Annotated in this window: 16 protein-coding genes; 3 read left to right on the top strand and 13 right to left on the bottom strand. The window is 44.4% G+C overall.

Features of this window, described 5'->3' with window-relative positions; all coding sequences use genetic code 11:
* Nucleotides 1-326 precede the first annotated feature (326 nt).
* Complete coding sequence (gene pdaB / locus QMZ64_RS19730; protein WP_020449906.1) at nt 327-1,091, top strand: polysaccharide deacetylase family sporulation protein PdaB; 765 nt, start codon at nt 327-329, stop codon at nt 1,089-1,091.
* An 8-nt stretch (nt 1,092-1,099) separates the two neighbouring features.
* Here the strand turns inward: pdaB and QMZ64_RS19725 are convergent, their stop codons facing one another.
* Nucleotides 1,100-1,699: a KinB-signaling pathway activation protein gene (locus tag QMZ64_RS19725; RefSeq protein ID WP_265625033.1), complete on the bottom strand. Its 600-nt coding sequence runs from the start codon at nt 1,697-1,699 to the stop codon at nt 1,100-1,102.
* A gap of 114 nt (nt 1,700-1,813) precedes the next feature.
* On the opposite strand from QMZ64_RS19725, the gene gerD reads away from it, so the two are divergent.
* Entirely contained in the window at nt 1,814-2,395 is a 582-nt protein-coding gene (gene gerD, locus QMZ64_RS19720) for a spore germination lipoprotein GerD (protein ID WP_145651069.1), read from the top strand.
* 53 nt (nt 2,396-2,448) lie between these two features.
* Here gerD and QMZ64_RS19715 read toward each other — a convergent pair whose 3' ends face one another.
* The 4 genes from QMZ64_RS19715 to QMZ64_RS19700 all read right to left on the bottom strand — a co-directional run bounded on the left by QMZ64_RS19715 (nt 2,449) and on the right by QMZ64_RS19700 (nt 6,490).
* Entirely contained in the window at nt 2,449-3,510 is a 1,062-nt protein-coding gene (locus tag QMZ64_RS19715; protein WP_243944449.1) for an Mrp/NBP35 family ATP-binding protein, read from the bottom strand.
* A gap of 85 nt (nt 3,511-3,595) precedes the next feature.
* Entirely contained in the window at nt 3,596-4,309 is a 714-nt protein-coding gene (gene cwlD / locus QMZ64_RS19710) for an N-acetylmuramoyl-L-alanine amidase CwlD (protein WP_265625035.1), read from the bottom strand.
* Nucleotides 4,310-4,393: 84 nt separating this feature from the next.
* On the bottom strand, nt 4,394-4,837 hold the full coding sequence (locus tag QMZ64_RS19705; protein WP_020449901.1) for a YbaK family protein: 444 nt from the start codon (nt 4,835-4,837) through the stop codon (nt 4,394-4,396).
* A 114-nt stretch (nt 4,838-4,951) separates the two neighbouring features.
* Nucleotides 4,952-6,490, bottom strand: a complete 1,539-nt coding sequence (locus QMZ64_RS19700; protein WP_265625036.1) for an SMI1/KNR4 family protein — start codon at nt 6,488-6,490, stop codon at nt 4,952-4,954.
* A gap of 114 nt (nt 6,491-6,604) precedes the next feature.
* On the opposite strand from QMZ64_RS19700, the gene QMZ64_RS19695 reads away from it, so the two are divergent.
* Nucleotides 6,605-7,063, top strand: a complete 459-nt coding sequence (locus tag QMZ64_RS19695; RefSeq protein WP_265625037.1) for a DinB family protein — start codon at nt 6,605-6,607, stop codon at nt 7,061-7,063.
* 48 nt (nt 7,064-7,111) lie between these two features.
* Here QMZ64_RS19695 and rpsI read toward each other — a convergent pair whose 3' ends face one another.
* The 8 genes from rpsI to QMZ64_RS19655 all read right to left on the bottom strand — a co-directional run bounded on the left by rpsI (nt 7,112) and on the right by QMZ64_RS19655 (nt 12,888).
* Entirely contained in the window at nt 7,112-7,504 is a 393-nt protein-coding gene (gene rpsI / locus QMZ64_RS19690; RefSeq protein ID WP_020449882.1) for a 30S ribosomal protein S9, read from the bottom strand.
* 20 nt (nt 7,505-7,524) lie between these two features.
* Nucleotides 7,525-7,962 (bottom strand): 50S ribosomal protein L13, encoded by a 438-nt coding sequence (rplM, locus tag QMZ64_RS19685; protein WP_020449881.1) that lies wholly within the window; start codon nt 7,960-7,962, stop codon nt 7,525-7,527.
* Nucleotides 7,963-8,123: 161 nt separating this feature from the next.
* Nucleotides 8,124-8,867, bottom strand: a complete 744-nt coding sequence (gene truA, locus QMZ64_RS19680; RefSeq protein ID WP_265625131.1) for a tRNA pseudouridine(38-40) synthase TruA — start codon at nt 8,865-8,867, stop codon at nt 8,124-8,126.
* 10 nt (nt 8,868-8,877) lie between these two features.
* Nucleotides 8,878-9,675, bottom strand: a complete 798-nt coding sequence (locus tag QMZ64_RS19675) for an energy-coupling factor transporter transmembrane component T family protein (protein ID WP_265625132.1) — start codon at nt 9,673-9,675, stop codon at nt 8,878-8,880.
* Nucleotides 9,672-10,541 carry an energy-coupling factor ABC transporter ATP-binding protein gene (locus QMZ64_RS19670; RefSeq protein WP_265625133.1) on the bottom strand — a complete coding sequence of 290 codons (870 nt, stop codon included), beginning with the start codon at nt 10,539-10,541 and terminating at the stop codon, nt 9,672-9,674. The genes QMZ64_RS19675 and QMZ64_RS19670 overlap by 4 nt, the downstream gene beginning before the upstream one ends.
* A complete protein-coding gene (locus QMZ64_RS19665; RefSeq protein ID WP_243944436.1) occupies nt 10,517-11,362 on the bottom strand; it encodes an energy-coupling factor ABC transporter ATP-binding protein in 846 nt (281 codons plus the stop codon). The genes QMZ64_RS19670 and QMZ64_RS19665 overlap by 25 nt, the downstream gene beginning before the upstream one ends.
* Nucleotides 11,363-11,503: 141 nt before the next feature.
* Nucleotides 11,504-11,866, bottom strand: coding sequence for a 50S ribosomal protein L17 (gene rplQ, locus QMZ64_RS19660; RefSeq protein ID WP_020449876.1), 363 nt, complete (start codon nt 11,864-11,866; stop codon nt 11,504-11,506).
* 77 nt (nt 11,867-11,943) lie between these two features.
* Nucleotides 11,944-12,888 carry a DNA-directed RNA polymerase subunit alpha gene (locus QMZ64_RS19655; RefSeq protein WP_043925518.1) on the bottom strand — a complete coding sequence of 315 codons (945 nt, stop codon included), beginning with the start codon at nt 12,886-12,888 and terminating at the stop codon, nt 11,944-11,946.
* Nucleotides 12,889-12,916 lie beyond the last annotated feature (28 nt).

Genomic DNA, 12,916 nt, shown 5'->3' with positions numbered 1-12,916 from the left:
GACTACGCACAACAAATGTGCGATTTATTTAATGAATTAACAGGTACGTTTGTCTTGTTTAGTTTTCAAAGATCATTTCCGCTTCGTTCAGCGGCTTTAATAATATAACATCAAGCCCACATATTTGTCAATAACTTTTTTCAAAATTATTTGTTGGAGCTTTTTCATGTCAGCTGTTTATCAGCGACGAATAATAATATAACATGTTAATTCAAATCTGGTCAACCCTCTTTTTAATTTTTTTCTTAAGATGAATTATTGTTATGTTCTATTTTAAACAAGCATAGGATGAATACAAAGCAGCATGGACAAGGAGGAGTTTCTCTGTGAACCATTTTTATGTGTGGCATATGAAACGGATTAAGCAGTTAATCATTATTATGATAGCCGCTTTTGCGACAGCAAGCTTTTTTTATGTACAAAACCTGCTCCCTCTTCCTGTGTTTTCTACAGAAAGCGGAGCAAAAGCGGTATATAGAGGAGACTCAGATACAAACGAAGTCGCTCTTACCTTTAATATCAGCTGGGGAGATCAAAAGGCCATGCCTATTTTAGATACATTAAAAGCAAACGGTATTAAAGATGCGACCTTTTTTCTTTCAGCTTCATGGGCGGAGCGCCATCCGGATGTCGTGGAAAGAATCCGTAAAGACGGTCATCAGATCGGGAGCATGGGTTATGCTTATAAAAACTATTCGCAAATGAAGAAAAGCGAAATCAAAAAAGACTTAACAAAAGCACAAAACTCTTTTCAAAAACTCGGTCTTGAGGATCTCACGCTTTTAAGGCCGCCGACCGGCCAGTTTAATAAAGACGTACTCGATGTCGCTAAACAGTACGGCTATACCGTCGTTCACTACAGTATTAATTCGGATGACTGGACGAACCCGGGGGTTCAAAAGATCGTACAAAACGTAAATGAAACGGTGAGCGCTGGTGATATCGTGCTCTTTCACGCTTCAGATTCGGCCAAACAAACAAAAGAAGCCCTGCCTGAGATCGTGCACCACCTCAGAAGCAAGGGACTCAAAAATGTAACCGTCAGCGATTTAATCGCAAATACGGATGCAAAATCATCAGAAGTAAAATAGCAACCGGTCTAAGCGCGGGCCTGAAATTTTGGGAGCATTAAAAGTTGAAAAGCGTTGCAGGCTAATAAAGGAAGCAGCATTAAATAGAGCCAGTCCTCTTCATTGACCCTTAACGCCGGGAACCACTCCATCACAGTAAAAACAAACATTAGAAATAATGCGGAAACGAACGTTTTTTTAGAGGACTGTTTTTGCTTTGCATATGCGGCCGCAATGCTTACCGCTAAAATAAAGAGCGGCAGCCAAATATACGAAATGATGGAGCCTCCCTCTTTTTCAAAAAACAGAAAACGCAAGTAAACCAAATCAAACGCGACAAATACAATCAAAAACAGCTGAATCGAGTTCCACAAAGAATGAGATCTGAAGATTTCCAGTGCAAAACGGTGAATCGTTAAGAAAATCACAAACCCCATTTGAGCAATCACGCTAAAGATCATGCCAACCCCGATAAACCAAAACAGAACAGAAAGAATCTCCAATACCTCGAAGGAAAGAAACAGCTCCTTATATCTTCCCCACTCAATGGCAAAACCGACAATACTTGTAGTCAAAGCTCCGACACCCAACACGGAAAAGAAAAATCGGACGAGATTACGGCTTTTCATTGTAGACTTCCCAACCCCTAAATAAACCGCTGTAGCAGCGATATTTTGTTATGTATAAATTTTTAAAAGACATTCATATTAAAGGTAAGACGAGTTTTCGAAAGGAGCTTAAGCATGTTCAAGACCACAATGCTATCGATAAGCTGTTTTCTGTTTCTATCTGTAACAGCTTGTGCTCCCACGGACCAAGCAGCTGAGATGGACTATGATCAAACCAAAAAGATGGTTGTCGATATATTAAAGACAGATGACGGAAAAAAAGCGATTCAAGAAATATTAAATGATGACAAATTAAATGAAACACTTGTGATGGATGAAAAAACCGTCAAAGAAACCGTTGAAAAAACAATGACCTCCAAAAAAGGAGCTGAATTTTGGAAAAAAGTCTTCGAAGATCCAAAATTCGCAGAAGGCTTTGCCAAAACACTTCAAAATGAACATGAAAAAGTGCTGAAAAAACTGATGAAAGATCCTGAGTACCAAAAAATGCTGATGCAGGTCATGCAAGATCCTGAAATGGCCAAAAAATACGGTGAACTTGTCAGAAGCCAGGAATTTCGAACCCACCTGCAGGAAGTCATATCTGACACTCTGTCAAGCCCGCTCTACAGAAAGCAGTTTGAAGAGGAACTGAAAAAAGCTGCTTCTGAAAGCATGAAAGAAGAAATGAAAGGCGGCGAAGAAAAACAAAGCTAAGCCGCTTTTCATTCACTAAAAGCTTCTTCCGCGGAGGGAGCTTTTAATGCTCTTTAAGCTTTTACGCCAATGCTTTCGTCGATTTTTTTGGCGATATCTAAATAAATGGCGCCAGTCGGGTGGTTTTCATCATAAACGGACGGCGCGAATTCGCTGTCATCCCAATCCGGCTGCTTCAGCGGAATTTTGCCCAGAATCGGAACGCCGAGTTCTTCTGCGAGTTTCTCGCCTCCGCCTTTGCCGAATACGTATTCCTTTTCGCCTGTTTTGACACTTTCGTAATAAGCCATATTTTCAACGATTCCCAAGATTTCATGATCGGTCTTCAAAGCCATCGCGCCCGCTCTTGCAGCGACAAACGCGGCAGTAGGGTGCGGCGTCGACACGATCACCTCTTTGCAGCTTGGAAGCATTGAGTGAACATCAAGCGCTACATCGCCTGTTCCCGGCGGCAGGTCTAAGATAATATAATCGACATCTCCCCATTCAACCTCATGGAAGAAGTTATTCAGCATTTTTCCAAGCATAGGGCCTCTCCAAATGACAGGGGCATTGTCTTCAACAAAAAATCCCATCGAAATTACTTTGACTCCGAATCTTTCAACCGGCACGACCTTTTCTCCTTCAATCGTCGGCCGTACAGTGATTCCCATCATATCCGGAACGCTGAATCCGTAAATATCGGCGTCGATTAATCCGACTTTCTTTCCGATTCGCGCCAGAGACACAGCCAAATTGACCGACACCGTCGACTTGCCGACGCCGCCTTTACCGCTTGCCACCGCTAAAAAAACAGGCTGTTTTTCACTATTCAGCAGAGATTGATCCTGCCCTTGGGCAGACTCTTGATAACTCATCACGACTTCTTCAGGCAGCTCTTCAAAACGCAGGCCGACCGTCTCTGCACCGGCTTCTTTCAACCGTATGACGATTTCCTGCTGAAGCTGCATTTGTTCGGCAGATCCCGTTTTTGCGAGCGCCACCTTTACGCTGACGTGCCGTTTTTCGGGTTTTATTTTAATCTCCTTGACGGCATCCAGCTCTCTGAGCGGCTTGTGAAGAAATGGCTCGTCCAAATCGCCGACTATTTTTTTTACATCGTCTTCTCGCAACATTGATCTCACCCTTTGTTGTATTCGTTTACAAAATAAGTATAGCATATCTTTCCTTATAGTGTCTTTGACACAAAAAGAAACCCTCTTATTCAGGAGGGTCTCTGTCTTCTGTAAAGTAGCGCAATACGCCTTTATATACGGATGCCGCGATTTTGTCCTGATATTTTGGCGTGGCCAGCTGTTTTGCCTCTTTCGGATTTGACAAAAACCCGATCTCGACGAGGGCCCCCGGCTTTTTCACATTTTGCATCAAATAAATGCCGTGTATCCTCTTTGCCTTCCGCGTCGTGTTTTCAAGATTATGTCTTAATTCATCCTGAATAAACTTGGCGGCCCGTTCGTTTTCTTCATATTGCCCGTAAAAGAAGCTTTGCGCACCGCTCCATCGCGCGGAAGGAATCGCATTCAAATGGATGCTGAGGTAAAGGTCGGCTTCAGAATTGTTGATCATGTCGACCCTTTTCCGCAAGTCTTCCGCTTTCCTTCTGCTGAGCCCCTTCGTTTCTTCAGGAGCGAGATCATGATCGTCCTCCCGCGTCAGCAACACCAAGGCGCCCTGTTCCTGGAGATAGTCCCTGATTCTAAGGGATACTTCAAGAGCCACGTCTTTTTCAAGGAGTTCACCGCTTGATGCTCCTCCATCCGCGCCCCCGTGTCCAGGATCAATATAAATGATCTTGCCGCTCAACGGAAGATTCCATGACCGCCAAGAATCATCATTGTGGAATTGATATTGAAATAAACATAATAAAACGACAAAGCCGAGTAAAAACCCGAGCCATTTTATTTTTTTCTTCATCCCTTTCCCTCCCGCTCGTCCTTACTACAACATATGGGACAAGGAAAGGAAATATGATTCAGCTTGGCCGCACTTTTACATAAATTATCTGAGCCGAAGCTTAAAGCGTCTTTCCCGCTCGCTGAAGCCTTCCTTCCACCAGCTTTGGATGAAGTATTCGCAAGCATAATAAAGCGGTTCATGAGCCGCTTGAATATTAAAAGCCTCAGACCAGCTCACCGCATATTCATAAAGCTCGTGCAGAAGCTGTTTTTCTTCTTTTTCTGAGCGGACCATCGCTCGTTGAACGGGCTCTCCGTGATAGCCGAACTTTCCGTACTCGGCTCCCAGCAAATAGGCCTCAATGGCAAAATCGATGCAGCCGTCATACAAAATATCCGTGTGCTTAGAAAAAAAATGAAAAAGAGGAGCAAAGCATTCCTCCGCAGAATTCAGCATTTTTTCCAAAGACAGTTCGCGCAGAAGCTTTTTTTCCAAATTGATCTGCTTCTTTTGTTTTTCATTGTTAAAAGATACGACCGTCCCCATAGAACCGCCTCCTTTTTACCTTGTATTGTGCAGTCAGGAGCCGGAAATCATGCTTTTCTAAGGAAGGGAAACGGAGGAAGAAGCCGAAAATATTAGGAGCCGCGAGATGAAAAACTATTCACTCACATAGCTGCTCCAAATCTCCTCTTCCTCTTCAGACATGTCGCCAATTACTTTAGAGAAATCCACTTTTTTCTTGCATATGTCCTTCAATACATAAAATTGGTCAAAAGAACCGGTAAACTCCTCTAACGAAGGCGACTGCGCCACCACTTTAAGGTTTGCGATTTCAGAACCATCCAATTCCAGTCTTTTCAGATGTTCAAGGCCGGCAAGAACGGTTCCGTCTTTAACGGAAGAATTGATAAGTGTTAGTGTTTGAAGCGTATGAAGCGTGCCTAAGAAATCAACGTTTTCTAACGTAATATTTTCAACCGTTAAAGACCTTAATGTTTCCAAACCTGCTATCGCTTTTATTTCTTCTTCGGATACATGTTCACTTCCGCATATATGTAATCGTTTCAACGTGCTGATTTGAGAAATATCGTTTATTTGTTTTTCGTTACAAACATTTACCTTTAAAAACTCAAGGTTTTTACAGTAAATGAGCGGCGTGTATTCTGCAGCTTGAATATCCGTCATATCCAATTCTCTCAAAGATGATAAATCCGCAAGCGGAGACAAATCGGTTACGCATGTTTTCTCCACATTTAAATACTGCAGATGTTTCAATTGAGCGATTGGCGTTAAATCTGTTACCGGGTTATTTCCAAGGTAAAGCTTTTTCAAAAAGATCATGCGTTGCAAAGGCGTTAAATCATGAATACGATTTGCACTTAAATTCAATTCCCTCATATCCGTACAGATTGATAGCGGTTTAATGTGTGTCAGCTCCCTGCCAGCTAAACGCAGCTTTATCTTGTTACAAAATGCTTTTGGACTTTCAGCCATCGTTTTCACAATCGCAGTCCAGCGATCGCCCAGCTGACGAAGCCATCGGTCTGCATGTTCAAGATCGGCTTCCTGCGGTCTTGCATGCAGCACCGGAAGTTCCATGGAACGGATGGCATCCAGGAAATGAAGCTCTTCCTCTTTGCCGTAGCTCCAGCTGACGGCATCATCATATTCATCAATCGTATAATGACCATTTTTGAGCGTATTTGTTATATGGATCAGTAAATCTGTCACATGATGAGCAATCACATACTTTATTTCTTCGTCGCGTCCGAAATTGATCACTTGTCCGGCTTGTCCCTCCTCATCAGGGTCAAGGTCTACGCCAATATGATTTCCTCCGTAATCCCTGCTAATCGGAATCCATCGGCGGTTCGCATATTTCTCTTTAATCCAATACGGCGGAACCGAATATGCATCGATCTCTTCCAATTCTTCATCTCCTTCAAGCCCTTTCCATATTCGCCACTCCGTGAGCATTTCTTGCAAGGAAAGAAAAGGAAGTCCGAAAAATAATCCGGGGCCCGATTCTTTTTCACCATTATGGGTAAGATAAAGCGCCCTGAGCTCTTCAGGAAACGTGACTTCCATTTCATTTTCAGCTTTTTGAATGTCTTCCTCTGTCGCAGGAGGATTCAAAAACGGACGGAAATGTTGTTTTAATTCAGTATGCAACTGTTTCATTATTGTTTGAATCATCTTTTCTCTCCTTCATGCTTTGTAAGACTCATTACATCATGAATGTGTATCCTTGGCAATCCGGGAAGGGAAACAGAGCGAAAAGCCGAACATATTAGGAGAGGTGAGCATGAGATGAAAGGTTTGTTTCAGTATAATTGGCAAGTTCGTGATGAGTGGTTTGACTGGTGCCTGAAGCAGCCGCCGGAGGAACTCGAAAAGAGGCGTTCAGGCGGTATGGAAAGCATTTTGAAAAACTTGTTTCATATTGTCGATGTTGAGGTGAGCTGGATGTATGCCATTTTAGACAAGCCGGACTTCACTCCCGAGTTTTCCGACTACCCGTCGATTCAGCACATTATCAGGTTTTCTGAAGCGTATCGTCCCGAAGTTGAGAGCGTGGTTTTTCATTTTTCCAGCGCAGCCGAACAAAAGCCTGTCAAAACGTCTTGGTCAGAAGATACCTATACACAAGGTGACATTTTAAAGCATTTGATCGCCCATGAAATTCATCACATCGGACAAATATCCGTCTGGGCGCGGGAGATGAACCGTGTTCCGGTATCCGCTTCATATGTAGGACGGCAGCAATAAAAAAGACCCCCAAGACAAAAGTCTTGAGAGCCTTTGAAACGCCATAAATTAACGTTTTGAGAACTGAGGTGCACGGCGTGCGCCTTTAAGTCCGTATTTTTTACGTTCTTTCATACGTGCGTCACGAGTCAGTAGACCGGCACGTTTTAGAGTTGAACGGTATTCCGGATCTGCTTCAAGCAAAGCACGGGCGATACCGTGACGGATTGCTCCGGCTTGACCGGATAAGCCGCCTCCATGAACGTTTACTAAAACGTCATAAGTACCAGCTGTTTCAGTCAAATTTAATGGTTGTTTGATATCTTCGATTAGAGCTGCAGATGGGATGTGCTCGCTGATTTCACGATTATTCACGATGATACGGCCTTCTCCTGGAACTAAGCGCACACGCGCTACAGAGCTTTTACGACGGCCAGTACCGTAATATTGAACCTGTGCCAAATTGGTAACCTCCTTTTTAATTAACCGCGAAGTTCGTAAACTTCAGGTTTTTGTGCTTCGTGTGGATGCTCAGAACCACGGTATACGTTCAATTTTTTGAACATTTGACGACCTAGAGAACCCTTTGGAAGCATGCCTTTGATCGCAAGTTCAAGCATTTTCTCAGGGTAGTTTGTACGCATTTCAAGAGCAGTTCTTGATTTTAAACCGCCTGGATGTTGAGTGTGACGGTAGTAAATTTTGTCCGTTAACTTTTTACCAGTTAACTCGATTTTTTCAGCGTTGATGATGATCACATGATCTCCAGTGTCAACGTGTGGTGTGTAAGTTGGTTTATGTTTTCCGCGAAGGATAGATGCAACTTCTGTAGAAAGACGTCCTAGCGTCTTGCCAGCAGCATCAACAACTAACCACTTGCGTTCAATATTACTTGCGTTAGCCATAGGTGTTGTACGCATTAAATTTCCCTCCTAAATAAATCTGCCATTTTCAATAAACTTCAATTACGTTCTATTTCAAAACACAATAAGTTTCCGGGGCTTATCGTGGGGTTGAAATACATACCATATGATATCTTATAACTTTCTGTACTCTCTGTCAAGAAAATGTTACACCTGGTTTAGTTGTCATAGATAACACGCCATAAATACAAGCCGTGCGCCGGTGCAGTGCGCCCTGCGGCATCGCGGCTTCTGGCAAGAATCATCTTTTCAATGTCTCCAGGGGAAAATTTGCCGGTTCCTACATCCAGAAGCGTGCCTGCAATGATTCTAACCATGTTATACAAAAATCCGCTGCCCACAATCCTCATCTGCAGGCCGTCCCCTGTGTCAGACCATTCCAGTTCATAGACCGTTCTGACTTTGTCCTTCACTTCGGTTTTGGTCGCACAAAAGCTTGTGAAATCATGGGTTCCGACCAGATAGCGGGAGGCTTCTTTGACTTTTTCCATATCAAGGTCATACGGAACATGGTATGCATAGTGGCGTTTAAAAACGTCCGGATGTCTGCCCCTGTAAATCATATACCGGTATTCTTTTCTTTTTGCAGAAAACCTCGCATGAAATTGATCATCGACAGCTTCCGCCTTGTGGACCGATATATCACCAGGCAGCAGGGCATTTAAAGCATACGGCCATTTCGCCTCAGGGATGGATAGCGGACTGTCAAAATGAATCGTCTGTCCGACCGCGTGGACGCCGCTGTCGGTGCGCCCGGATGAAACGACGGGAATACGCTCTTTCGCTTTATGGAGTGTTTGCAGCGCTTTTTCAAGCTCATCCTGCACCGTTCTTTGACCAGGCTGCACTTGGTAGCCGTAAAAAAGGTGTCCGTCATATGAAATCGTGCACTTCATTCTCATCGTCTATCACCTAAGTCCGCAATAAAATTAGCAATACGCCAAGACCAGCTAAAATGAGGAGCACGGAAGTATCCTTCCATTTCCATGTCAGCTGCCTGTATTTTGTACGGCCTTCCCCTCCCCTGTATCCTCGCGCCTCCATCGCGGTTGCAAGCTCTTCGGCTCTTTTAAAGGCACTGACAAACAGCGGAACAAGAAGGGGAACGATCGCTTTGACACGTTCTTTGACCGGGCCGTTCGTAAAATCGACGCCTCTTGCCATTTGCGCTTTCATGATCTTATCCGTCTCTTCGATCAGAGTCGGTATAAATCTGAGGGAGATGGACATCATGAGAGCGAGTTCATGAACGGGAAGCTTCAACTTTTTAAATGGACCGAGCAAATGCTCCAAACCATCGGTCACTTCGATTGGAGTCGTCGTCAATGTTAAAATCGTTGTGATCATGATGAGGTAAACAAAGCGCAGCGAAATAAAAATCCCTTGTACAAGCCCCTGCTCATAAATTTTAAACAAGCCGAAATCGGCGAGAACCGGTCCTTCCCTTGTCATAAAAATATGAAGCAGAAACGTAAACAGCACAATCCAGAACACCGGCTTCATCCCTTTTAAAAGGAATCGCACCGGAACGCCCGACAAAGCTGCGGCTGCGACCGTAAACAGGCCGAGCAGTGCATATGTTTCCGTATTATTCGCGAAAAAAACGATAAAGACAAAAAGGAAAATGGTTAACAGCTTTGTACGCGGATCAAGCCGGTGAACGATCGATGTCCCGGGTACATATTTGCCGATAATGATATTGTCCATCATAGGGCATTTTCCTCCTGAAACAGAGCTTTAATTTCGGAGGCTGCTTCTTCAATCGTCAAGATCGGCGCTTTGAACGTAATGCCCAGCGTTTCTTCAAGACGTTTTTGGAATTTAATCGTTTCCGGCAAATCAAGCCCTAAGGCAGCGATATCGTCTTTCCTTGAAAAAAGCTCCCGCGGCGTCCCTTTTGCTTTGACCGTGCCTTTATGCATCACAATCAGTTCATCTGCATACGCCGCCGCATCTTCCATACTGTGGGTGACGAGAATCGTCGTCAGCTTCCTCTGCTTATGGAGGCTGTAGAACATGTCCATGATCTCTTTGCGGCCTCTTGGGTCAAGCCCTGCCGTCGGTTCATCGAGGACGAGAACCTCCGGCTCCATCGCCAGCACGCCCGCAATAGCCACGCGGCGCATTTGCCCGCCGCTTAGTTCAAACGGAGACCTGTCGGACAGCTCCTCATCCAAACCTACAAGCTTCAGCATTTCCCTCGCCTTTTCTTCCGCATTCTCCCGGCTCATGCCGAAATTGATCGGGCCGAATGAGATGTCCTTTAAAATTGTTTCTTCAAACAGCTGATGTTCAGGAAACTGAAAGACAATCCCGACCTTTTTCCGCAAAGCTTTTAAGTGTTTATTCTTTTTGCCTGCTTCAAGAACGTCCCCGCCGAGGCGTATCTGTCCTTTTGTCGGCTTTAAAAGCCCGTTCAGGTGCTGAAGCAATGTCGATTTTCCCGATCCTGTATGGCCGATCACAGCGACATAGCTTCCTTCGTTAATCACGGCGTTGACATCATAGATCGCCAGGCGTTCAAAAGGCGTTTTCATCTGGTATCGGTGCTCTACATCTTTGATTTCAATGTGCATAGCTCATTCACCAATCCTTCTTGTGTCAGATGATCGCCTTTCAAAGCCAGACCGCTTTCCTTCAGCATTTGGCTGAGCTGAAAAGAAAACGGCAAATCAAGCCCGATTTTTATCAGGTCTTGATTCAAACGAAAGACTTCCTGCGGCGTGCCTTCGGCAAATTTTTTCCCGCCGTTCATGACGATGATCCGGTCGGCCTTAGCAGCTTCGTTTAAGTCATGTGTAATCGAAATGACCGTAACCATTCCTTGGTCTTTCAGCCTTCTGACCGTATCCAGCACTTCTTCCCGCCCCATCGGGTCAAGCATGGAAGTCGCCTCGTCGAGAATCATGATGTCAGGCCGGGCGGCAAGCACTCCCGCAATCGCAACACGCTGCTTTTGCCCTCCAGAGAGATGGTGCGGCTCTTGATCGAGAAATTCTTGCATGTTCACCTGTTGAACGGCCCAATCCACCCTTTCCACCATGTCTTCTCTTGGAACTCCGTTGTTTTCTAAACCAAAAGCCACATCATCGCGGACGGTTGTCCCGACAAATTGGTTATCCGGATTTTGAAACACCATGCCGACTTTTTTTCGGACATCCCAGACCGTCTCTTCCGTCAGCTGAATACCGCCGACTTCAATCGATCCTTCGTCAGGCAGGATCAGACCGTTCAAAGCACGGGCGAGCGTCGACTTCCCTGAGCCGTTGTGACCTACGATCGCAAGCCATTCTCCTTTCGACACATGGAAAGATACATGATCAAGCGCAGGCCTGTCCGCATCTTTCTGGTAGCGAAACGTAATATCCTCTGCAGCGATTAATCGATCTTGATTCATTTGCCCGTCCGGCCTCCTCTCCTCTAAAGCTCTGCTTTTCTGACTATTCTTTTATCATAGAAAATTCCCCGGTATCTAAAAAAAGGGCATAGATCCAGTTAAAAACTGTCCCGCCCTTCTTTAGACACACAAAATATGTGATTAAACCAATTCGATGATAGCCATTGGTGCTCCGTCACCACGGCGAGGACCAAGCTTCATAATACGTGTGTATCCGCCTTGGCGCTCTTCATAACGAGGTGCTACATCAGAGAAAAGTTTTTGGAGTGCATCTTGGTCTTTCTCTGCATCTGCAACCTCATTGCGGATGTATGCAGCTGCTTGGCGGCGTGCGTGTAAATCTCCGCGCTTGCCAAGTGTAATCATTTTTTCTACAACAGAGCGAAGTTCTTTCGCGCGAGCTTCTGTTGTTTCAATTCTCTCGTTGATGATCAAGTCTGTTGTAAGATCACGCAGCATTGCTTTACGCTGTGCACTAGTGCGTCCTAGTTTTCTGTATGACATGTGGTGTCCCCTCCTTTATTGAAATACTCTATCTGAAATAAAAAACACACGAAAATCCTAGTTCACATGGAAACTAGTCAATCGTCTTTGCGAAGGCCAAGTCCAAGTTCTTCAAGTTTCGCTTTTACTTCTTCAAGCGACTTGCGACCCAGGTTGCGAACTTTCATCATATCTTCTTCAGTTTTGTTCGCAAGTTCTTGAACTGTATTGATTCCCGCACGCTTCAAGCAGTTGTAAGAACGGACTGAAAGATCGAGCTCTTCAATAGTCATTTCAAGAACTTTTTCTTTTTGATCCTCTTCTTTTTCAACCATGATTTCAGCATGCTGAGCTTCGTCGGTCAAACCGACAAAAATATTAAGGTGTTCAGTCAAAATCTTTGAACCAAGCGCAATCGCTTCTTTTGGTCCAGTGCTTCCATCTGTCCATACGTCAAGCGTAAGTTTGTCATAGTTTGTAATCTGACCCACACGAGTATTCTCAACTTGATAAGATACACGAGAAACAGGTGTAAAGATGGAATCAATCGGGATGACGCCAATCGGCTGATCGTCTCTTTTATTCGAGTCAGCTGGTGTATACCCGCGACCTCTTTGAGCGGTTAAGCGAACTCGAAAACTCGCATTTTGGCCAAGAGTCGCAATGTGAAGATCAGGATTCAAAATCTCAACATCACTGTCGTGGGTAATATCAGCAGCTGTTACAACTCCTTCACCCTGAACATCAATCTCAAGCGTCTTCTCTTCTTCAGAGTAGATTTTCAGTGCAAGTTTTTTAATGTTTAAGATAATCGTTGTAACATCTTCAACTACGCCTTCGATCGTCGAGAATTCATGCAGTACACCATCTATTTGGATCGATGTTACAGCGGCACCAGGGAGTGAGGATAAAAGGATACGACGTAAGGAGTTACCCAAAGTTGTACCATATCCACGCTCAAGTGGCTCTACGACAAATTTACCATACTTGGCATCGTCGCTGATTTCAACCGTTTCGATTTTTGGTTTTTCAATCTCGATCATTTCATAAAACCCTCCTTCAAAACGTCGA

The sequence above is a fragment of the Bacillus sp. LB7 genome, assembly GCF_030449715.1.
In the GTDB taxonomy this organism is placed as follows: domain Bacteria; phylum Bacillota; class Bacilli; order Bacillales; family Bacillaceae; genus Bacillus; species Bacillus paralicheniformis.
The sequence above is the reverse complement of the archived record's forward strand: the minus strand, read 5'-3'. Positions and strand labels throughout refer to the sequence as shown.